We start from the raw sequence: 20,732 nt of genomic DNA on the forward strand, positions 1-20,732 counted from the left end.
ATTTTCTGTTTTAGACTGACAAAAGTAGTATATGTTAAGAACCTTTAAATTTTTTATTTTGGGATTAGGCACATGGCTGGCGGTTGCCGGTCATGCGCTTGCCTCCTTACCTTCCGATGAATTATTAAAAGAAGCAAACCGTTTGTACCTGGAGTACAAAGACGGAGAGGCCCTGCAAAAATTTGAACTGGTTTTAACCCACGATCCTAACAATTACGAAGCGCTATATAAGTTAAGTTTACTCGACCTCCGGATTGGTACCCGCTTTTCTGACGAAACCCAAAAAAACCAATTTTTTACCTCGGCCTTAGACTATGCCCAGAAAGCCTTGGCCGTTAATGCCAATGGTGCCTATGCCCATTATGCCATGGCAGCAGCCTTAAATAATTTATCGGTTATTTCGGGAGTAAAAGAGCGCATGGTCAAAATCAGAAAAGTAAAAGAACACCTGGATAAAGCATTGGCACTTAATCCAATGCACGCCGAAGCCTGGCAATTATTAGGACGCTGGCATTACAAAGTAGCTAACCTCAATTTTTTTGAATGTACCGCTTCTAAATTAACCGGTGGCGGTATGCAGGTTGGCGCCAGTAATTACAAAGCTATTCAATCTCTCAATAAATCCATTCAATGCAATCCGGCCAATATTAGTAGTTATTACGATTTAGCTATTATTTACCGCGACATGAAAAATACAGCGAAAAGCGTTGAAGTACTCGAAAGAGCAATTACGCTGCAACTGGTAACTTCCGATGATTTAGAGTTAAGCCGCCGTTGTAAGGCCCTACTCCACAACCTGGCTAAAACGTCTGTTTAACGCTTATCTGCAAATTGATCTTTTTAGTAATCTCCAATAAATTAGCCTCTGAGCTTTATTAAGCAGCAATTTTTAATTCCTAATCATCTAATATTAGGAATTAACCTGTTTTAACTTAAAGCTGCTGATATTAAATAATTATGTGTTTACATAACAAGCGCGGCTGGCAATAAAATATTGTTTTCCGGAAAACAATATTTTCAAGTAATCGGGAGCACAACCAGGTGAAAACCAAATGCTGTCTGGCAAATTTCATAATTATTTAAACACCTATAATAATAGTAAGCAAAATACGGAATTACTATTCTTTATGATCATAGCAGAATTAGTAATAATTTAGCACCGGAATTTAGTTTATGAAAGGTTTAGGCGGCATATCGGGCTTACTGCTGGGAGCATATTTGTTTAGCATAACTGCTTGCTCTACCGAAGTAATAAACCAGGACCCCATGGTAAATAAAAAGGCACTGGTAGGCGTTAGCGAAATTAAAATAGCCGACTTAAACGAAGCGCTAAACCTGGACCAGAATAATGCCGGTTTGTATGCCAAGCGGGCTAAACTTTATTTGCAGGATAAAAAACTGGAAAAGGCTTTAGCTGATATTGAACAAGCCATAAAATTTAACAGCAACCAACCGGAATATTATTTCTGGAAAGCTGTTATTTTGCGGGACATGGGCCATATTACCCAGGCGCTGGAGGTGGTGGAAGAAGCAGAAAAGTTGGGCTTAAAGGGTGCTAACGGGTATTTACTGGGAGCAGAACTCTTAATAAAGAAGAAAAATTATTGGAGCGCGCTCGAAAAAGTAAATTTGGCGCTAAACGAAGAACCCGATAATGAATATGGCCTTTTTTATAAAGGAATTGCCCGGGCGGCACTAGGCGATACCGCTTCGGCCTTAGTGTTATACCGGCGGGCCATCCGGAACGCGCCCGATTTTGTGCATCCTTATTTACACGTAAGTAGTATTTATAACGCGCAAAAAAATTATCCGGAAGCAGAAGTGCACCTGAAAAAAGGAAAAGCCCTGGAACCAACTAATGCTTTTTTATGGTACCAGCAGGGCCTCCGGTATAAAGGCCTAAAACGGCAGGATAGTGCTTATTTTAGTTTTACCCAGGCCCATAAATTAGATGCAGATTCTTATTTAGCTAATTACCAGTTGGCTTTAATAGATTATAAAAAAGGTAATTTTGCCAGCGTGGTAACGCACCTGGAAAAGATAGCAACCAGGCTAAACAACCTAGACCAAGCTCAGGAAATGTTGGCCGAAAGCTATGAAAAAACGGGCAGGTACCAGGATGCTTTAGCGGCTTATAATCTCGTGCTGCAACGGAAACCAAACGATGTAAAATCCATGTGGGGTGTTCGCCGCTCGGCCTGGGGTTTGAGAAAAATGCAGCGGGATAGCCTGAGAAGAACGCGCAACTATAATATTATGCCGGATATAATTATGCCGGATGTTATCGTACAAGACACTGTTTATTAATTATAAATAATAATGATCAATATTACTTTGCCAGATAATTCGGTGAGGCAATACCAGCCGGGTGTTACCGGCATGGAAATAGCCGCCAGCATAAGCGAAGGACTGGCTCGCAATGTATTAGCCGTAAAAGTAAATAATGAAATCTGGGATTTAAGCCGGCCCATTCAATCGGATGCTGCGGTACAACTCCTTACCTGGAACGATACCGAAGGTAAAGCTACTTACTGGCATTCGTCGGCGCACTTAATGGCCGAAGCCCTGGAAGCTTTGTACCCGGGCGTTAAATTTGGTATTGGACCGGCCATTGAAAACGGCTTTTATTACGATATAGATTTGGGCGGTAAGCAATTGTCGCAGGATGATTTTCCGGCAATTGAACAAAAAATGCTGGAATTGGCCCGCAACAAGAGTGAATACGTCCGCCGGCCGGTACCTAAAGCCGAAGCAATTGAATATTTCAAAACCAAAGGCGATCAGTATAAATTAGATTTGCTCGAAGGCTTGGAAGATGGTTCTATTACTTTTTATTCCCAGGGCAACTTCGTTGATTTGTGCCGCGGGCCGCATATACCCAATACTGGTTTTATAAAGGCGGCTAAGCTCATGAACGTGGCCGGCGCTTACTGGCGCGGCGATGAAAAACGCGAGCAACTTACCCGCGTTTACGCCATTACTTTTCCGAAACAAAAAGAACTAACCGAATACCTGGAGCGCCTGGAAGAAGCCAAACGCCGCGACCATCGCAAACTAGGTAAAGAACTCGAATTATTTGCTTTCTCCGAGAAAGTAGGTATGGGTTTACCGTTGTGGTTACCCAAAGGCACCATGCTGCGCGAGCGCCTGGAGAACTTTATGCGCAAGGCCCAGACCCGCGCTGGTTATCAGCAGGTAGTTACCCCGCACATTGGCAGCAAAGAATTATATGTAACATCTGGGCACTACGAAAAATACGGCGCCGATTCTTTTCAGCCTATTCGCACCCCGAATGAAGGCGAGGAGTTTTTGCTAAAACCGATGAACTGCCCGCACCACTGCGAAATTTACAAAACCAAACCCCGTTCTTACCGCGATTTACCTTTGCGTTTGGCAGAGTTTGGTACTGTTTACCGCTACGAGCAAAGCGGGGAGCTGCACGGTTTAACCCGGGTGCGTGGCTTTACCCAGGACGATGCCCATATTTTCTGTCGGCCTGATCAGGTAAAAGAAGAATTTATTAAAGTAATTGATTTGGTGCTGTATGTATTTAAAGTGTTGGGCTTTGATGATTATACTGCTCAAATATCGCTACGCGACCCAGAGAACAAGCAGAAATATATTGGTACCGACGAAGCTTGGGAAAAAGCCGAAAGCGCCATTATTGAAGCCGCTGAGGAAAAAGGCCTCCGTACTGTAACCGAACTCGGCGAAGCCGCTTTTTACGGACCGAAGCTTGATTTTATGGTAAAAGATGCTTTGGGCCGGAAATGGCAATTAGGTACCATTCAGGTAGATTATAATTTGCCGGAACGCTTCCAACTGGAATATACCGCGCCGGATAACACCAAGCAACGGCCCGTTATGCTGCATCGTGCGCCGTTTGGTTCGCTGGAGCGGTTTGTGGCGGTATTAATTGAGCATTGTGCCGGTAATTTCCCTATCTGGTTAAGCCCCGATCAATTTGCCATATTGCCTATTTCGGAAAAATACCATGCGTATGCCGAAAAAGTTTACCAACGCTTATTGCAGGAAGACATTCGGGGCTTTATAGATAACCGCGATGAAAAAATTGGCCGGAAAATTCGGGATGCGGAAGTTCAGAAAGTGCCTTACATGATAATTGTAGGGGAGAAGGAACAGGAAAACGAAATTATTTCGGTGCGGAAACACGGCGAAGGCGATATGGGTAACTTAACCGTAGACTTGTTTATTCAGAACTTTAAGCAGGTGCTGGCAGATATTTTAAGTAAAAACTAGAATTTTTTTTTAAAATAACTTATTTAGTGCGATATTCGCACCTTGATTATAAAAACTGTTATTTAAGGAGGCAAAATTATCAATACGAATACTAACAGACGTATGCCGCAGCGTGGTGCCGTTGAGGAACCATACAAAATCAACAATAAGATTCTGGCCCGGCAGGTAAGATTAGTTGGTGAGAATGTGGAGACCGGCGTTTATTCAACGGACGATGCATTACGCATTGCCCGGGAACAAAACCTGGATTTGGTGGAAATATCACCTAAAGCTGAACCCCCGGTTTGTCGTATTGTTGATTACTCTAAGTTCAAGTATGACTTGAAGAAGAAGCAACGGGAAATGAAGGCCAAAACGCAGAAAGTGGTTACGAAAGAAATCCGCTTTGGCCCTAATACCGATGACCATGATTTTGAATTTAAAGTAAAACACGCCCGGGCTTTCTTAGAAGACGGGGCCAAGGTTAAGGCTTACGTACACTTTGTAGGACGAACCATTGTGTTTAAAGAAAGAGGCGAGGTGTTGTTGCTGAAATTTGCTCAGGCCCTGGAAGACGTAGCCAAAGTAGAACAACTGCCAAAACTAGAAGGAAAACGGATGTTTTTATTCCTGGGACCAAAGCCTAAAAAGTAGAAACAAATAGGTTTGAATTATTTCGGCCGTTAAAGAGTTAAAAACCAATTACCTAAATTTTTAAACAATGCCTAAAGTTAAAACTAAATCTGGTGCAAAGAAGCGGTTTTCTTTAACAGGTACTGGCAAAATTAAGCGTAAACACGCTTTTAAAAGCCACATCCTGACAAAGAAAACAACCAAACAGAAGAGAGCCTTAACGCACGTGGGCCTGGTTAGCACAGCTGACGAGAACCGCGTAAGAGCAATGCTCAACATCTAAAATTATTTTTCACCCGGGGCCTGGTAAAAAGAATTCCTACGGAATCACCAATCTCCAAAAATTAAGTTAAAATGCCAAGATCCGTTAATGTCGTTGCCGCCCGACAAAAAAGAAAGCGCATTATGAAACTGGCAAAGGGTTATTTCGGACGTCGTAAGAATGTTTGGACTGTAGCCAAGAATGCCGTTGAAAAAGGTTTAGTTTACGCTTACCGCGATCGCAAAGCCAAGAAAAGAGATTTTCGGGCCTTGTGGATTCAACGTATTAACGCCGGGGTGCGGGAATATGGTTTATCTTACTCCCAGTTTATGGGTGCTTTAAAGAAAGCCAATATTAACCTGAACCGGAAAGTTTTAGCCGATTTAGCCATGAATCAACCGGCTGCTTTTAAAGGTATCGTTGAAAAAGTTAAATAATCTTAACTAAAATAAAATAAAAAAAGCTTAGCTAGTCGCTAAGCTTTTTTTATTTTGGTTATTGTTGCTTATAATAGGCAAAATTATATATTTAAAACAAAAAAAGCCCCAAGTTATTCACCTGGAGCTTTGTAGCGGGGAGGGGAGTTGAACCCCTGACCTCAGGGTTATGAATCCTGTGCTCTAACCAACTGAGCTACCCCGCCGCTTTATTGCGGTGCAAATGTATAAATAAGAAACAAACAAACACAACTTTTTTTAAAATAAAAATATTGCCTTTATTTGAACATCCGTTTCCTCTCCACATTCTAATCTAAATGCTATGAAAAAGCATAAATTTGTTTGCGAACGCATCATTAACGCTTCTCCCAAGATGATTTACCCTTACTTGAGTACTGCCTCTGGGCTGGAGCAGTGGTTTTGCGATAAAGTTATTATAAACGAAGACAGAACCTTAAACTTTGTTTGGGATAACCAGAACCACTTTGCCGAAATGACCAACCACCGGTTAAATAAATCAGTGCGCTTTGTTTTTCTGACCGACGATCGGAAACACGACCAGGATGCCAGTTACATGGATTTTACCATTGAAACCAGCGACCTGACCCAGGAACAGTACTTACGCGTAATAGATTATTCGGAAGAAGACGATATGGAAGAAATGAAAGAATTGTGGGATGGCCTGATTGTGAGTTTACGTGAAATTATTGGCGGGTAAATTTCGTTATTCAATAGCTTAAGGTAGCCAAGCCTGAATTTATAAAAGCAATAGGAATATTTATTGCTTTAACCCTACATGAAAAAATTAGATAAACTAATATTAAAGTCTTTTTTAGGTCCCTTTGTTTTAACCTTTGCGGTAGTAGAATTTATTCTGCTCACGCAATATATGCTAAAATACCTCGACGATTTAGTTGGCAAAGATTTAGGCATCCAGGTAATTATTCAGTTACTGGGTTACTTTAGTTTAAACATGGTGCCCGTTGCTTTGCCGCTGGCTGTTTTACTTTCGTCGCTAATGACTTTCGGGAACCTGGGCGAGCACCATGAACTAACGGCTATTAAAACTTCCGGTATTTCGCTGCTCCGTATTTTGCGGCCAGTTTTTTTTGTAGCGTTACTGTTATCTATCGGGGCCTTCTTTTTTAACGAAAAGATTGTACCGAAAGCCAATCTAAAAGCTTACAGCCTGCTCTGGGATATCCGGCAAAAGAAACCTTCGCTCGATATCCGGGAGAAAATATTTTACAATGGCATTCCGGGGTACAGCATTAAAGTAGATAAAAAGTTCGACGATGGTTCTACGCTGAAAGGAGTTATGATTTACGACCACTCCGACGCTAACGGCAACACCAACGTTATTCTGGCCGATTCGGGGCGCATGTACACCAAGTTTAACGAACAATATTTGGCGCTGGACCTTTTTAATGGTCAGTTGTTTGCCGAAGGGGCGCAGCAAGGTTCTATGTCGGCTACCAATAATAATGGCGCTGGTTTTTTCCGGCAAAAGTTCAATACAAATAAACTGCTGTTCAATCTTTCTTCTTTTAATTTAGATCGTACGCGCGAAGAATTGTTTAAGGGCAGCAAAATGATGCTGAATATTAAAGAGTTAGATCATGTTACCGACTCGCTCCGGAGCCAATTAAAGCAGGAAAAGAAAATTAGCGGTGTGCAAATAAGCCCTTACTATACTTACTTGCCCGTAGATTCGGCCCGTAGAGCTACCAAACCCAAAGTTGCCCAGGCTAAAAAACGTAAGCTGGAGCCGGTAACCCGCGATATTTATTCGGCGGCGGCCAACAAGGCCCGCAATATTCGCAGCTATACCACCTCTACCGCCGATAAATGGAAAGTGACTTACCGGGAAGCTAATAACTACGAAATTGAAATTTATAAAAAATATACCCAGTCGGCGGCCTGTTTAATTATGTTCTTGATTGGTGCTCCTTTAGGAGCCATTATTAAGAAAGGCGGTTTGGGTATGCCGGTAATTATTTCGATTCTGTTTTTTATTATTTATTACGTGCTCACCATATTGGGCGAAAAATGGGGCCGTGAAGGCTTGGTGCTGGTGCCAGCGGGTATGTGGGCCGCCAATTTAATATTGTTACCGGTTGGTTTCTTCTTTCTGTACCAGGCCCGCAACGATTCTAACTTGCTCGAAATTGACTTCTGGCGAAAATTAAGCTTACGATTAAAGAAAAATAAACTATAGCTATTGGAAAGTTTAGGAAAATATTTCCAATAAAGGAAACATTTTTGTAACTTTGCGCCTTATATATAAATACACTCGGAAAAAGATTGATAAGTATAAATACCCCGATGAAATTAACAACTGAAGCGAAACAAGAAATTTTTGAAAAAAACAGTTTAAGTAAGTCTAAAACCGATACTGGTTCTCCTGAATCGCAAATCGGTCTGTTTACCCATCGTATTAACCACCTGACAGAGCATTTAAAAGTTAACCAGAAAGATTTTTCTACCCGGTTAGGCCTGCTGAAACTGGTTGGTAAAAGAAGAAGACTTTTAAACTACTTATCAAAAACTGATATCGAGAGATACCGCTCCATTATCAGTGAGTTAGGTATAAGAAAATAATAAACTATTAGGGAATTCATAACAAGGGTTCCCTAATATTTTTATACCTGTTCCTTTCTCTTCATACAAATCTCTTGCAGGCACCAGCCTGCTTTTTAATGTTTTAAAAGATGTCTTATAAAGTTATAAATAAAACCATACGTCTGGCCGACGGCAGGGAAATTACCCTGGAAACCGGAAAGCTGGCGAAACAAGCCGACGGCTCGGTAGTGGTAAGAATGGGTAACACCATGTTGCTGGCTACGGTAGTTTCGGCTAAAGAAGCACGGGCCGGCGTAGACTTCCTGCCTTTGTCGGTAGATTATCAGGAGAAATTTGCTTCTTCCGGTAAAATTCCGGGTGGCTTTCTTAAAAGAGAAGCCCGTTTATCGGATTACGAGATATTGATCAGCCGTTTGGTTGACCGGGTACTGCGGCCAACTTTTCCGGATGATTACCATGCGGAAACACAAGTTCTAATCAGCCTGATTTCGGCTGATAATGAAGTTTTACCAGATGCTTTAGCTGGTTTAGCCGCATCAGCAGCTATTATGGTTTCGGATATTCCATTCAATGGCCCTATTTCCGAGGTAAGAGTAGCCCGCATTGATGGCCAGTTCATTATTAACCCAACCTTAACCGACTTAGGCCGGGCTGATATTGACATGATTGTTGGTGGCTCTCTGGAAGGGGTAGCCATGGTAGAAGGCGAAATGAATGAGGTATCGGAAGAAGAAATGCTGGCCGCTATACAGTTTGCGCACGAAGCCATTAAAGACCAGTGCCAGGCGCAGCTAGACTTTGCCCAGGAGGCAGGTGCTACGGAAAAACGCGAATATTCTCACGAAAATAACGATGAAGCGCTGAAAGATCAGATTTTTAAAGCAGTTTACGACAAAGCTTACCAGGTAGCCGCTGGTGCCAACCCGGTTAAAGCCGAGCGTAAAAAAGCTTTTGGTGCTATTAAAAAAGAATTTATTGAATCACTACCGGCCGATCAGGAAGTTGACGAAGAGTTAATTTCTAAATATTACCACGATGCCGAAAAGGCAGCGGTCCGGAACGTAGTATTAAACGAACGGTTCCGTTTAGATGGTCGTAAACTGGATGAAATTCGTCCTATTTGGTCGGAGGTGAATTATTTGCCTTCTACGCACGGTTCGGCGGTATTTACCCGCGGCGAAACCCAATCGTTAACCACCGTTACCCTGGGTACCAAGCTCGATGAGCAAATGATTGATGGAGCTATGTTCTCGGGTTACAACAAATTTATCCTGCATTATAATTTCCCGGCTTTCTCTACCGGCGAAGTAAAACCTAACCGGGGCCCAGGCCGCCGGGAAGTAGGTCATGGTAATTTGGCCATGCGGGCTTTGCGTAAAGTATTGCCGGGCGAAGAAGAAAATCCTTATACCATCCGGATTGTATCGGATATTCTGGAATCAAACGGTTCTTCTTCGATGGCTACGGTTTGTGCCGGTAGCTTGGCTTTAATGGATGCCGGCGTACAGGTGAAAGGTGCCGTAGCTGGTATTGCTATGGGCTTAATCACTGATACCGAAACCGGTAAATTTGCCGTGTTGTCAGATATTCTGGGTGATGAAGACCACTTAGGTGATATGGACTTTAAAGTGGCTGGTACCAAAGATGGTATTACGGCTTGCCAGATGGATATTAAAGTGCTGAGTTTAAGTAACGAAGTTTTGTCGCAAGCTTTAAGCCAAGCTAAACAAGGCCGCTTGCACATCCTCGGCGAAATGGCTAAAACCATTACCCAGCCTAATGTGGATTATAAACCGCATACACCACGTTCGCAGAACATAATAATAGAGAAAGAATTTATTGGGGCTGTTATTGGGCCGGGCGGTAAGGTAATTCAGCAGATTCAGAAAGATACCGGCGCAACTATCCAGATTGAAGAGAAAAACGAAAAAGGCTACGTTAATATCTTCGCGGTGAACCAGGAAGCCATGCAGGAGGCCGTACGTAAAATAAAAGCTATTGTGGCGGTGCCTGAAATCGGGGAAGTTTACGTAGGTAAAGTTAAATCTATTCAGCCTTACGGTGCCTTCGTTGAGTTTATGGCCGGCAAAGATGGGCTGCTGCACATTTCGGAAGTGAAATGGGAGCGTTTAGAAAGCCTGGAAGGTGTACTGGAAATTGGCGAAGAGATAAAAGTAAAGTTAATGGACGTAGATAAGAAAACCGGTAAATTTAAGTTGTCTCGGAAAGCATTGTTGCCGAAACCGGAAAATGTAGGCGAAAAAAAATAAGCTGCGCTTCGGCGAACTAATTTTAGTATAAATTCAGTTACGAGAAAGGTAAGTACTTTAATTAAATAATAAAAGCACTTACTTCAGCCCTAAAAAGAAGATTAGCTTTTAATAAAACATGGTAAAGGGAGGTTGTGATGACCTCCCTAACATATGTAAAAAGAGCTGGTAATTGTAACTGAAAGATCTTAACTAATTAAAAAATATAAAATTATTTAGACAATACTCTAATGAGACAGCTTAAAATAAGTAAACAAATAACCAACCGCGAAAGCCAGTCACTGGATAAATATTTACAGGAGATTGGTAAGGTTGATTTGCTTACTCCCGACGAAGAAGTAACGTTAGCCCAGCGCATTAAAGAAGGCGATCAGTTTGCGTTAGAAAAGTTAACGAAAGCCAACCTTCGGTTTGTGGTTTCGGTAGCGAAACAATATCAGAACCAGGGACTGTCTTTAGGGGATTTAATTAACGAAGGTAATTTGGGTTTAATTAAAGCCGCTAAACGCTTTGACGAAACCCGTGGTTTTAAATTTATTTCTTACGCCGTTTGGTGGATTCGCCAATCTATTCTGCAGGCTTTGGCCGAGCAGTCGCGGATTGTGCGTTTACCTTTAAACCGGGTAGGATCTTTAAATAAAATATCCAAATCATTCTCCGAACTGGAGCAGAAGTTCGAACGCGAACCATCTCCGGAAGAGATTGCTGAAGTACTGGAATTAACCACTTCTGAAGTTGTTGATACCCTAAAAATTTCCGGCCGCCACGTATCAGTAGATGCCCCGTTTGTGCAGGGAGAAGAAAACCGGTTGTTAGATGTGCTGGAAAACGAAGATGAAGAATCGCCGGATACCGGCCTGATGAACGACTCTTTGCGTAAAGAAGTACAACGCGCCTTATCTACCTTAACCAAACGCGAAGCCGATGTAATTACGCTTTACTTTGGTTTAAACGGTGAACATTCTTTAACCCTCGAAGAGATTGGCGAAAAATTTAACCTAACCCGCGAACGCGTGCGTCAGATTAAAGAAAAAGCCATCCGGCGGTTGCGCCATACCTCGCGCAGCAAAGCCCTGAAACCATATTTAGGTTAATAAATTAAACAAAAAGCCTTAACCCTCCAGTTAAGGCTTTTTGTTTTTTATGCTTGTTACGCCATTCTTTCCTCAAAAGCACCTCTTTTATTCTTATTCATTTTAAGGTTCTGGTTTTGGGGTAGTGAAATTAGCTGCAGAATATTTTGTAATATTGCAGCCACAAAAAATACTTTAAATAGTAATGGATTCTGAAGTTATAAAATGTTTAATTATTGGTTCTGGTCCGGCTGGTTATACGGCGGCTATTTACGCAGCCCGCGCCGGTCTGCAACCGGTAATGTACCAAGGCTTACAGCCCGGCGGGCAGCTTACCATAACCAATGATGTTGAAAATTATCCTGGTTATCCGCAGGGCGTAAACGGCCCCCAGATGATGGAGGATTTTAAATCCCAGGCGGCACGTTTTGGTACGGATATCCGCTATGGCATTGCCACCGGCGTTGATTTTTCGAGTAAGCCTTTAAAAGTTACGATTGATGACAGTCATTCGATGGAGGCCCATACAATTATTATTGCTACGGGTGCTTCCGCTAAATGGCTGGGCTTGGATTCAGAAGCCCGTTTAAATGGCAATGGAGTTTCGGCTTGTGCGGTTTGCGATGGCTTTTTTTATCGCGGACAGGAAGTGGCTATTGTGGGAGCCGGTGATACTGCTGCCGAAGAAGCGACTTACCTGGCTAACTTATGCTCCAAAGTATACATGATAGTGCGCCGCGACGAAATGCGGGCCTCGCAAATTATGCAGCACCGGGTTAAAAACAATCCTAAAATTGAGGTTATGTGGAATTCGGTAACGGATGAAATTCTGGGCGACCAGGCCGTTGAAGGCGTGCGGCTGAAAAATACAGTTACCGGCGAATTAACCGAAATACCGGTTTCGGGATTCTTTGTGGCCATTGGGCACGAACCAAACTCTAAAATATTCCTGGATTACATTAACCACGATGAGCAAGGCTACCTGCGTACCATTCCGGGTTCTACCAAAACCAACGTAGACGGGGTTTTTGCTTGTGGCGACGTGCAGGACAATGAATACCGCCAGGCAGTTACGGCCGCCGGAACTGGTTGTATGGCCGCGCTGGATGCCGAGCGCTATTTGGTAGCAAACGAAATTCACTAATTATCTGAATCTCTGTTTTAAGTAGATTCAGCATTTACAATACAATAAAAATAGCTGCCTGTGGTTAATAAAAATTATGCCTGATTTGTCGAAACCAAGCCCCAGGCAGCTAAATTTAAAGGCTAATGTTATTGAATAAACTTAAAATAAATTATTTACTTCTGCTTATATTTTTGTTGGTGGGTAACCTGCCCGGCTATGCCCAACGAAAAGGTAATAATTCTAAATCAAAAGAATTCTTCAAACCCAAATCGCCTCAGATTAAATACGTGCGGCCGGATACAACCGTGTTGCTTAAATATGAAGATTATCCGGATGATAAATCAGATGCCGGAAGGTCGGTACCATTTAATCCGGCTAAGAAACTTTCTATTGTTAGTGAAGATACCTCTTCGCTCGATTTAGGGCAGCAAAGTATTGTCGAAATGTCGGAGGAGGTACTGGTAGATAGTACCTGGATAAAAGTAGCGGGTTATTACGCCATTTGGGACACGCGGAATATTAATCCTTACCACATGGATGGCCGCCAGATTAAAGAAGAAATTCCGTTGAAACTGGTAGATGCGGCCAATAAACGCTATAGTAAAATGCCCTTAAACGAAACGCCCGTTACTTCCGATTTTGGTTTCCGGGGTTACCGCTGGCATTACGGCACCGATCTGGATCTAAATACCGGCGATTCGGTGCGGGCCGTATTTGATGGTGTGGTACGTATTTCGAAGTGGGATGGCGGTGGCTACGGCAATTATTTAGTAGTACGGCATTATAATGGCCTCGAAACTTTGTATGGTCATTTAAAACAAGCCATTGTAAAAACCGGACAATATGTAAAAGCGGGCGAGTTAATTGGTTGGGGCGGCAATACTGGCCGGAGTACCGGGTCGCATTTGCATTTTGAGGTTCGTTACCAGGGTAATCCGCTCGATCCGGAGCGCATGTATGATTTTCCGGATTATGCTTTAATGGCGGAAGAATTTAAAATATCGGCAGCTTTATTTAATTATTATAATCAGGTTAAAAAAACTTCCAGCCGCAGCCGGACCAGTTCAGCCCGGAGAGTTGTAACCCATAAAATCCGTAGTGGCGATACGTTAAGCGGTATTGCCAAGCGTTATGGCGTTTCGGTTTCGCAGCTTACCCGGTTAAATGGCATTTCGGGGCGCACTACCCTGCGTCCTGGCCGCAGCATTCGTATTAAATAATATTATGAAATTAGATATTCTGGCTTTTGCTTCTCATCCCGACGATGTTGAATTAGGTTGTGCGGGTACTATTATTTCGCACATTCGTCGAGGCAAAAAAGTAGGTGTTGCTGATATTACGCAAGGCGAATTAGGCACCCGGGGCACCCCTGAAATCCGGGCGCAGGAATCGGAGGCGGCTTCTAAATTATTGGGCTTGCACATAAGGGTAAATTTAGGCCTGGCCGATGGTTTTTTCCGGAGCGAGAAAGACCAGTTAATGGCGGCGGTAAAGGTAATCCGGCAATTTCAGCCCGAAATTGTTCTGGCCAACGCCTTTCACGATCGGCACCCCGACCATGGCCGGGGCTCGGCTTTTGCATCGGAAGCTTGTTTTTTGGCCGGTTTAAAACAAATTAAAACTACTGATGAGGCTGGGCAGGAGCAGGAAGCCTGGCGGCCCAAAGCTGTTTACCATTATATTCAGGACCGGTATATTCAGCCGGATTTGGTAGTAGATATTACCGATTTCTGGGAAGAAAAATTAGCTACCATTAAAGCCTTTAAATCCCAGTTTTTCGATCCGGAAAATACCTCGCCCAACACCTATATTTCGGACCCGAACTTTTTAAAATTTGTGGAAGCACGGGCCCGCGAGATGGGCCATGCCATTGGGGTGGTATTCGGCGAAGGCTTTACCAAGGAACGCCAGATTGGGGTTCGGAATCTGTTTGATTTAATTTAAAACAGCCGGTTCTTTTTCCAGTTTGATCCGGTGTTGTAATTATTTTCAGAAGCAGTACCGGCAGCCTGGGGTTTATTTTGTTCGTAGAAAAAAGCGGCTAGTACGGCCGCCAACTGTTCTTCATCGGTATTTATTGCCGGTGCTAAACTTTCGGGCCCAAAATAATTCTGAATAAATTTAGTATCGAAATTACCCGAGCGGAAAGCCTCGTGCTCCATCACAAATTTGCCAAAAGCTAAGGTTGTTTGTACGCCGGTAATTTGGTATTCATCAATGGCCCGAATCATCCGGTCGATGGCTTCCTGGCGGTTATGCCCGTAGGTAATTAATTTGGCAATCATGGGGTCGTAATAAATAGGTACTTCCATGCCTTCTTCAAAGCCATCATCTACCCGCACGCCTAAACCCTGGGGCCGTTTGTAGGTGGTTAACCGGCCAATATCCGGTAAAAAATTGTTCAGCGGGTCTTCGGCGTATACCCGCAGTTCCAGCGCATGACCCGAAATTTTCACATCTTCCTGCCCGAAAGCTAAAGGTTCGCCCTGCGCAATTTTAATTTGTTCTTTAACTAAATCTAAACCGGTTATCTGTTCGGTAACGGGGTGTTCTACCTGCAGCCGGGTGTTCATCTCCAGGAAGTAGAAATTAAGATTTTCATCCAGCAAAAACTCTACGGTACCGGCTCCCACGTAATTACACGCCCGGGCTACATCTACAGCGCACTGGCCCATTTGCGCCCGCAAGGCAGGGGTTAACACCGATGAAGGTGCTTCTTCTATTACTTTCTGGTGCCGGCGCTGAATAGAACATTCCCGCTCAAATAAATGCACAATATTGCCGTGGGTATCACCTAGTACTTGAATTTCGATGTGCCGCGGCGAACCAATATATTTCTCAATAAATACCGCGCCATCGCCAAAAGCCGAAATTGCTTCGCTTACGGCTAACTGCATTTGCTCCTCAAAAGAAGCGGCTTCTGAAACTATGCGCATGCCTTTTCCGCCCCCGCCGGCACTTGCTTTAATTAAAATAGGAAAACCAACCTGCGCGGCAATTTTCTTGGCTTCGTCAATATTTGTAATAGCTGTATCCGTGCCCGGTACCATGGGAATATTGTAATTAGCTACAGCAGCTTTGGCCGCCAATTTACTTCCCATTAAACGAATAGATGCTGGCTCCGGACCAATAAATATAATGTTGGCAGCTGCGGCTGCCTGGGCAAAGTTGGCATTTTCTGATAAAAAGCCGTACCCCGGATGAATGGCATCTACATTAAGTTGCTTACAAACTTCCAGAATTTTATTAATATTCAGGTAAGAATCAGCAGATTTTGGGCCGCCCACACACACGGCTTCGTCGGCGTAACGTATGTGTAAGGCTAAGCGGTCGGCTTCGCTGTAAATAGCAACGGTCTTTATTCCCATTTCTTTAGCCGAACGCATTACCCGCAAGGCTATTTCGCCCCGGTTAGCTACTAATATTTTGCTGATTTTTTTCATAAAGCAATTACTTACCTGATAGTTCAAAGAAACAGGTTTACCACCTAATTTAAAAACACTCCTTCATTAAATTAGCATTAAAAGCCAAGGTGCTATCATTGGATATGATAAGATAAACTTATAAATTTGTTCCCACTAAAAAATGGTGCAACTTAAAACTTTTAGGTTGTACTTTGTTTCATAGATTTTGTATAAAAACCAGAGATAGTGGATTTATTTGAAAAATTACTTGCTAACCGTGGCCCGCTAGGAAGTCATTCGCATTACGCACATGGTTACTTTACTTTTCCGAAACTGGAAGGAGAAATAAAACCCCGCATGACTTTCCGGGGTAAAGAAGTGCTAACCTGGAGTTTAAATAACTATTTGGGGTTAGCAAACCATCCGGAAGTACGAAAGGTGGATGCAGATGCCGCTGCTGAATGGGGAATGGCAACGCCGATGGGTGCCCGGATTATGTCGGGTAATTCTACGCAGCACGAGTTGCTGGAAAGCGAACTAGCTGATTTTGTGCAGAAAGAAGATGCTTTGTTGCTAAATTTTGGTTACCAGGGAGTAGTTTCGATAATTGATGCGCTTGTTGACCGGCACGACGTAATTGTTTACGATGCAGAATCGCATGCGTGTATTATTGACGGCGTTCGGCTGCACCAGGGCAAACGCTTTGTGTACGCCCATAATAACATGGATAACCTGGAAAAGCAACTGCAGCGGGCTACCCGCATGGTGGGCGAAACCGGCGGCGCTATTTTGGTGATTACCGAAGGCGTTTTCGGGATGTCGGGTAATTTAGGTAACCTGCCAGCTATTATTGCTTTAAAAGAAAAATATAACTTCCGGTTATTTATTGATGACGCCCACGGCTTTGGTACCCAGGGAAAAACCGGCGCCGGAACCGGCGAGCATTTTGAGGTGCAGGATGGCATTGATGTTTATTTTTCGACGTTTGCCAAGTCGATGGCCAGCATTGGTGCTTTTGTAGCCGGCCCCGAGCAGGTAATTGAATATTTGCGTTACAACATGCGCTCCCAGATTTTTGCCAAATCGTTACCAATGCCTTTGGTAATTGGTGCCCTTAAACGTTTGGAATTATTGCGGACGCAACCGCAGTTAAAAGATAAGTTATGGGAAGTTACCTACGCCTTGCAAAATGGCTTACGGAGCCGGGGCTTTAATATTGGTACTACCCAGTCGTGCGTTACACCCGTAATTTTAAAAGGACAAATTCCGGATGCTACTGCTTTAACACTGGACTTACGCGAAAACTTTAGTATTTTCTGTTCGATTGTGGTTTACCCAGTGGTGCCGAAAGACGTAATTATGCTCCGGTTAATCCCAACGGCTGCCCATACTTTAGAAGATGTGGAAGAAACCATTAGTGCTTTTGAGAAAATATCGCAAAAGTTAGAACAAGGAATTTACTCTAAACAAACTGCAATACCAGCTGTTTCGTAGAAGAATAATAAGTTGATTTCGCTTTAAATAGTAAAATAATGCGTTTTTTTTGCTTCTAATTCAATTTTTACTATATTAGAGCGATCAAATACATGTTCCACACACATAACAAAAAACTAATGAACCAGTTCAGTAAAGTAAAAGATTTAGTAATGTCGCTAGAAGCAGACTTCGAGAAGTTCTACGAGAAAGGCAATTCCGCTGCAGGTACGCGTGTTCGTAAAGGTATGCAAGACCTGAAGAATTTAGCGCAAGAGCTTCGTAAAGAGGTGCAGGATATGAAAAATAATACTGCCAACGAAGATGCAGCTAAAGCAAGCAAAGCAAAAAAGTAAGCCGAACTTAATTTAAAGCTGAACACAAACAAAAAAAGTGACCGCTCCGGTCACTTTTTTTAGTTTTAAGCTATTTTTATTCTGCTTACAGCTTTTGTATTCTTTAACCTTATAGCATTTTGGCTAGTGAGAATATATAATTAGTTTCTGCAATAAAATTTCTATTCCGAAACAGCAATCAAGAAATAATTTTTCTTGCCTTTTTGAACCACCAAATATTTATGGTGCAGTAATTCAAAAGCGTTTCCAGCATCGTTTAAAGTTACTTTTTGCCGGTTAATGCTCACGCCACCATTCTGAATCATGCGTTTAGCTTCGCCTTTCGATTCAAAAATCTGGTTGTGCGTCGCCTCGGCCAGCAAATCTGATACCGTAGCCGCATTTTCTAAGTTCTGGCGGGTAACCGAAACCAGGGGAACGCCTTCAAATACAGCCAGTAGCAAAGCTTCCGGTAATTTCTTTAAAGCGCTAATATCGCCTTTACCAAATAATATTTCGGAGGCTTCAACGGCTGCCAAATAATCTTCAGCGGAGTGTACCCGGGTAGTTACATCTTTGGCCAAGGCTTTTTGCAGGGTACGCAAATGCGGCGCTTCGTCGTGCTGACTAACTAAAGCTTCAATTTCTTCCTGGGGCAAAAGGGTATAAACCTTAATTAATTTTTTAGCTTCATCGTCGGCCAGGTTTAGCCAAAACTGGTAAAACTGGTAAGGTGAGGTTAGAGTAGGATCGAGCCAAACGTTGCCACCTTCCGATTTCCCGAATTTAGTGCCATCGGCTTTGGTAACCAGTTTACCCACCAAAGCAAAAGCTTTACCGCCATCTATGCGCCGGATTAATTCGGTACCGGTGGTAATATTACCCCACTGGTCGGAGGCGCCCATTTGCAGCAGTACATTTTTATGCTTGTACAAATGGTAAAAATCGTAACCCTGAATTAACTGGTAAGCAAATTCGGTGTAGGAGAGACCCTCAGCCCGATCGCCTTCTTCGTCGGCGTTAATCCGTTTTTTAACCGAATCTTTGCTCATCATGTAGTTAACTGTAAGGTGTTTGCCTACTTCGCGCAAAAATCCCAGAAAGCTAAATTCCTTAAACCAATCGTAATTATTCACCATTTCGGCGGAGTTGGCGCCGCAATTAAAATCTAAAAATTTGGTTAGCTGCTTGTGAATACCGGCCTGGTTGGCTTGTAAAACTTCTTCCGATAATAAATTCCGCTCGGCCGATTTACCGGAAGGGTCGCCGATCATGCCGGTAGCGCCGCCTACCAAGGCAATGGGTTTGTGGCCGGCGCGCTGCAAATGCACCAACAGCATAATGGTGGCCAGGTTGCCAATATGTAAAGAGTGGGCAGTTGGGTCAAAACCAATATAGCCGGTAGTCATGCCGGAGGCCAGTTGTTCTGCGGTGCCGGGCATGAAATCGTGCAGCATGCCCCGCCATCTTAATTCTTCAATCAGGTTCATGTTTTGTAATTAGCTGAAGCAGTTAGTTAACCTGCTTTTTTTGCGGTGCAAAGATAGCGGAAATTTTGGGCCGCCTTAAAAAACAATAGCCGGAATATTGGAAGAGTTTTTATTAATGGTCAACAGTAAATAGCCTGGTTCGGCAAGAGCAAACCTAATTAGCGCTTTACTTGTTCCTTCGGGTTTGCTGCCGTATTTTTGTTTTATGACTGCCGACGAAATATTAGTTAAACTTAAGAATAAGCAATACGCGCCCATTTACTTTTTGCAGGGCGAAGAACCCTATTATATTGATTTAATTGCGAATTTTATTGAGGAAAAGGTTTTATCGGAAAGTGATAAAGGTTTTAACCAGGTAGTATTATACGGCAAAGATGTAGACGTGGCAACTATTCTGCTGCAGGCCAAGCGTTACCCCATGATGGCCGAACGGCAAGTTGTTATTGTAAAAGAAGCCCAGGCCACCGCCGATATTGATAAAGAAGCCGGCATTAAACAACTGGAAGCTTACTTCCAGAACCCATTGCCCAGCACAGTTTTGGTGTTTTGCTATAAACACAAGGTGTTAGATGGCCGCAAGGCTTTTGCCAAAACCGTTAATAAACACGCCGTTCTGCTTACTACCAAAAAGCTGTACGATAACCAGGTACCCGCCTGGATTAACAGCTACATTAAAAATAAAGGCTTACAAATAAACCCCAAAGCTACCTTACTTTTAAGCGAATATATTGGCGCCGATATTTCGCGGTTAGCCAACGAAATTGACAAACTGGCTATCAACCTGAAAGAAGGCCAAACCATTTCGGAAAATCTGGTGCAGGAAAACGTAGGCATCAGCAAAGATTACAATATTTTTGAGCTGCAAACCGCCCTTATTAACCAGGATGTTTTAAAAGCCAACCGGATTGTTAATTATTTCGAAGCAAACCCCAAAAACAACCCGCTTATTCCTAATATTACCTTGCTGTTTTCTTTTTTTACGAAGCTGTTGTGTTTACACGCGGCTCCCGATAAATCCGAAAGTGCTATTAGCAAGAGTTTAGGTAACCGCAGTTTTTTAGTAAAAGAATATTTGCAGGCCATGCGCATTTATAATTATGCCCGTACCGTGCAAATTATTCATTTTATTCGGGTGGCCGATTTGCAATCGAAAGGCATTGAAGGCGGAAACATGGCCGACGGCGAAATATTACGGGAGCTGGTCTTTAAAATTCTGCATCCCATTCCGGAAGAAGTTTTAATAAATTAAACCAATAATATATGGGGCGGGGCGTTATGTAGCAGCAGCCGGTTTAGTTATTGCGGTAAGTTCAGGCCATATATTTATATTCGCTACTTAATCTATTTTCCGGCTTAAAACTACTTCTCTACAACCTAATTTTTATTATTTTTGACGATTCAAGTAGT

The 20,732-nt window shown here is 43.0% G+C and carries 19 protein-coding genes and 1 tRNA gene; 17 read left to right on the top strand and 3 right to left on the bottom strand.

Going from position 1 to position 20,732, the window contains the following annotated elements:
- The first annotated feature begins 31 nt into the window (after positions 1-31).
- From F0145_RS07120 to rplT, 6 genes are all read left to right on the top strand, one after another.
- Positions 32-817 carry a tetratricopeptide repeat protein gene (locus tag F0145_RS07120; protein ID WP_150087632.1) on the top strand — a complete coding sequence of 262 codons (786 nt, stop codon included), beginning with the start codon at positions 32-34 and terminating at the stop codon, positions 815-817.
- Between the two features lie 356 nt (positions 818-1,173).
- On the top strand, positions 1,174-2,307 hold the full coding sequence (locus F0145_RS07125; RefSeq protein ID WP_150087633.1) for a tetratricopeptide repeat protein: 1,134 nt from the start codon (positions 1,174-1,176) through the stop codon (positions 2,305-2,307).
- Between the two features lie 12 nt (positions 2,308-2,319).
- The gene (gene thrS, locus F0145_RS07130; RefSeq protein ID WP_150087634.1) at positions 2,320-4,260 is read left to right on the top strand and encodes a threonine--tRNA ligase; all 1,941 of its coding nucleotides are present in this window, start codon (positions 2,320-2,322) and stop codon (positions 4,258-4,260) included.
- Between the two features lie 102 nt (positions 4,261-4,362).
- Positions 4,363-4,893, top strand: coding sequence for a translation initiation factor IF-3 (infC, locus tag F0145_RS07135; RefSeq protein WP_150087635.1), 531 nt, complete (start codon positions 4,363-4,365; stop codon positions 4,891-4,893).
- A 67-nt stretch (positions 4,894-4,960) separates the two neighbouring features.
- Positions 4,961-5,155: a 50S ribosomal protein L35 gene (rpmI, locus tag F0145_RS07140; RefSeq protein WP_150087636.1), complete on the top strand. Its 195-nt coding sequence runs from the start codon at positions 4,961-4,963 to the stop codon at positions 5,153-5,155.
- Between the two features lie 71 nt (positions 5,156-5,226).
- Positions 5,227-5,571, top strand: coding sequence for a 50S ribosomal protein L20 (rplT, locus tag F0145_RS07145; protein WP_150087637.1), 345 nt, complete (start codon positions 5,227-5,229; stop codon positions 5,569-5,571).
- A gap of 132 nt (positions 5,572-5,703) precedes the next feature.
- Here rplT and F0145_RS07150 read toward each other — a convergent pair.
- Positions 5,704-5,777, bottom strand: a tRNA-Met gene (locus tag F0145_RS07150).
- 116 nt (positions 5,778-5,893) lie between these two features.
- Here F0145_RS07150 and F0145_RS07155 point away from each other — a divergent pair.
- The 8 genes from F0145_RS07155 to bshB1 all read left to right on the top strand — a co-directional run bounded on the left by F0145_RS07155 (position 5,894) and on the right by bshB1 (position 14,567).
- Positions 5,894-6,289, top strand: a complete 396-nt coding sequence (locus F0145_RS07155; protein ID WP_150087638.1) for an START-like domain-containing protein — start codon at positions 5,894-5,896, stop codon at positions 6,287-6,289.
- A 78-nt stretch (positions 6,290-6,367) separates the two neighbouring features.
- On the top strand, positions 6,368-7,789 hold the full coding sequence (locus F0145_RS07160; protein WP_150087639.1) for an LptF/LptG family permease: 1,422 nt from the start codon (positions 6,368-6,370) through the stop codon (positions 7,787-7,789).
- Between the two features lie 107 nt (positions 7,790-7,896).
- Positions 7,897-8,172 carry a 30S ribosomal protein S15 gene (rpsO, locus tag F0145_RS07165; protein ID WP_150087640.1) on the top strand — a complete coding sequence of 92 codons (276 nt, stop codon included), beginning with the start codon at positions 7,897-7,899 and terminating at the stop codon, positions 8,170-8,172.
- 110 nt (positions 8,173-8,282) lie between these two features.
- A complete protein-coding gene (gene pnp, locus F0145_RS07170) occupies positions 8,283-10,424 on the top strand; it encodes a polyribonucleotide nucleotidyltransferase (protein ID WP_150087641.1) in 2,142 nt (713 codons plus the stop codon).
- Positions 10,425-10,654: 230 nt separating this feature from the next.
- Entirely contained in the window at positions 10,655-11,518 is an 864-nt protein-coding gene (locus F0145_RS07175; RefSeq protein WP_026464485.1) for a sigma-70 family RNA polymerase sigma factor, read from the top strand.
- Between the two features lie 184 nt (positions 11,519-11,702).
- The gene (gene trxB / locus F0145_RS07180; RefSeq protein ID WP_150087642.1) at positions 11,703-12,641 is read left to right on the top strand and encodes a thioredoxin-disulfide reductase; all 939 of its coding nucleotides are present in this window, start codon (positions 11,703-11,705) and stop codon (positions 12,639-12,641) included.
- Positions 12,642-12,766: 125 nt separating this feature from the next.
- Entirely contained in the window at positions 12,767-13,843 is a 1,077-nt protein-coding gene (locus F0145_RS07185; RefSeq protein ID WP_150087643.1) for a M23 family metallopeptidase, read from the top strand.
- A gap of 4 nt (positions 13,844-13,847) precedes the next feature.
- Entirely contained in the window at positions 13,848-14,567 is a 720-nt protein-coding gene (gene bshB1, locus F0145_RS07190) for a bacillithiol biosynthesis deacetylase BshB1 (protein WP_150087644.1), read from the top strand.
- Here bshB1 and accC read toward each other — a convergent pair.
- Entirely contained in the window at positions 14,564-16,066 is a 1,503-nt protein-coding gene (gene accC, locus F0145_RS07195; RefSeq protein WP_150087645.1) for an acetyl-CoA carboxylase biotin carboxylase subunit, read from the bottom strand. The two genes, bshB1 and accC, sit on opposite strands and share 4 nt — an antisense overlap.
- A gap of 207 nt (positions 16,067-16,273) precedes the next feature.
- Here accC and F0145_RS07200 point away from each other — a divergent pair, with 207 nt between their 5' ends.
- The gene (locus tag F0145_RS07200; RefSeq protein WP_150087646.1) at positions 16,274-17,521 is read left to right on the top strand and encodes an aminotransferase class I/II-fold pyridoxal phosphate-dependent enzyme; all 1,248 of its coding nucleotides are present in this window, start codon (positions 16,274-16,276) and stop codon (positions 17,519-17,521) included.
- Positions 17,522-17,640: 119 nt separating this feature from the next.
- The gene (locus F0145_RS07205; RefSeq protein ID WP_150087915.1) at positions 17,641-17,856 is read left to right on the top strand and encodes a histone H1; all 216 of its coding nucleotides are present in this window, start codon (positions 17,641-17,643) and stop codon (positions 17,854-17,856) included.
- Positions 17,857-18,017: 161 nt separating this feature from the next.
- Here the strand turns inward: F0145_RS07205 and tyrS are convergent, their stop codons facing one another.
- Positions 18,018-19,325, bottom strand: coding sequence for a tyrosine--tRNA ligase (gene tyrS / locus F0145_RS07210; protein WP_150087647.1), 1,308 nt, complete (start codon positions 19,323-19,325; stop codon positions 18,018-18,020).
- A gap of 205 nt (positions 19,326-19,530) precedes the next feature.
- Here tyrS and holA point away from each other — a divergent pair, with 205 nt between their 5' ends.
- Positions 19,531-20,574 (top strand): DNA polymerase III subunit delta, encoded by a 1,044-nt coding sequence (gene holA / locus F0145_RS07215; protein WP_150087648.1) that lies wholly within the window; start codon positions 19,531-19,533, stop codon positions 20,572-20,574.
- Positions 20,575-20,732 lie beyond the last annotated feature (158 nt).

The organism is Adhaeribacter rhizoryzae, assembly GCF_008629685.1.
Taxonomy (GTDB): Bacteria; Bacteroidota; Bacteroidia; order Cytophagales; family Hymenobacteraceae; genus Adhaeribacter; species Adhaeribacter rhizoryzae.

Excerpts from the sequence above, each read along its gene's own strand:
- trxB (WP_150087642.1), top strand. The coding sequence starts at position 11,703 with ATGGATTCTGAAGTTATAAAATGTTTAATTATTGGTTCTGGTCCGGCT.
- F0145_RS07160 (WP_150087639.1), top strand. The coding sequence starts at position 6,368 with ATGAAAAAATTAGATAAACTAATATTAAAGTCTTTTTTAGGTCCCTTT.
- rpmI (WP_150087636.1), top strand. The coding sequence starts at position 4,961 with ATGCCTAAAGTTAAAACTAAATCTGGTGCAAAGAAGCGGTTTTCTTTA.
- tyrS (WP_150087647.1), bottom strand. The coding sequence starts at position 19,325 with ATGAACCTGATTGAAGAATTAAGATGGCGGGGCATGCTGCACGATTTC.
- thrS (WP_150087634.1), top strand. The coding sequence starts at position 2,320 with ATGATCAATATTACTTTGCCAGATAATTCGGTGAGGCAATACCAGCCG.
- rpsO (WP_150087640.1), top strand. The coding sequence starts at position 7,897 with ATGAAATTAACAACTGAAGCGAAACAAGAAATTTTTGAAAAAAACAGT.
- rplT (WP_150087637.1), top strand. The coding sequence starts at position 5,227 with ATGCCAAGATCCGTTAATGTCGTTGCCGCCCGACAAAAAAGAAAGCGC.
- F0145_RS07120 (WP_150087632.1), top strand. The coding sequence starts at position 32 with ATGTTAAGAACCTTTAAATTTTTTATTTTGGGATTAGGCACATGGCTG.
- infC (WP_150087635.1), top strand. The coding sequence starts at position 4,363 with ATGCCGCAGCGTGGTGCCGTTGAGGAACCATACAAAATCAACAATAAG.
- pnp (WP_150087641.1), top strand. The coding sequence starts at position 8,283 with ATGTCTTATAAAGTTATAAATAAAACCATACGTCTGGCCGACGGCAGG.
- holA (WP_150087648.1), top strand. The coding sequence starts at position 19,531 with ATGACTGCCGACGAAATATTAGTTAAACTTAAGAATAAGCAATACGCG.
- F0145_RS07125 (WP_150087633.1), top strand. The coding sequence starts at position 1,174 with ATGAAAGGTTTAGGCGGCATATCGGGCTTACTGCTGGGAGCATATTTG.
- F0145_RS07175 (WP_026464485.1), top strand. The coding sequence starts at position 10,655 with ATGAGACAGCTTAAAATAAGTAAACAAATAACCAACCGCGAAAGCCAG.
- bshB1 (WP_150087644.1), top strand. The coding sequence starts at position 13,848 with ATGAAATTAGATATTCTGGCTTTTGCTTCTCATCCCGACGATGTTGAA.
- F0145_RS07205 (WP_150087915.1), top strand. The coding sequence starts at position 17,641 with ATGAACCAGTTCAGTAAAGTAAAAGATTTAGTAATGTCGCTAGAAGCA.
- F0145_RS07155 (WP_150087638.1), top strand. The coding sequence starts at position 5,894 with ATGAAAAAGCATAAATTTGTTTGCGAACGCATCATTAACGCTTCTCCC.
- accC (WP_150087645.1), bottom strand. The coding sequence starts at position 16,066 with ATGAAAAAAATCAGCAAAATATTAGTAGCTAACCGGGGCGAAATAGCC.
- F0145_RS07185 (WP_150087643.1), top strand. The coding sequence starts at position 12,767 with ATGTTATTGAATAAACTTAAAATAAATTATTTACTTCTGCTTATATTT.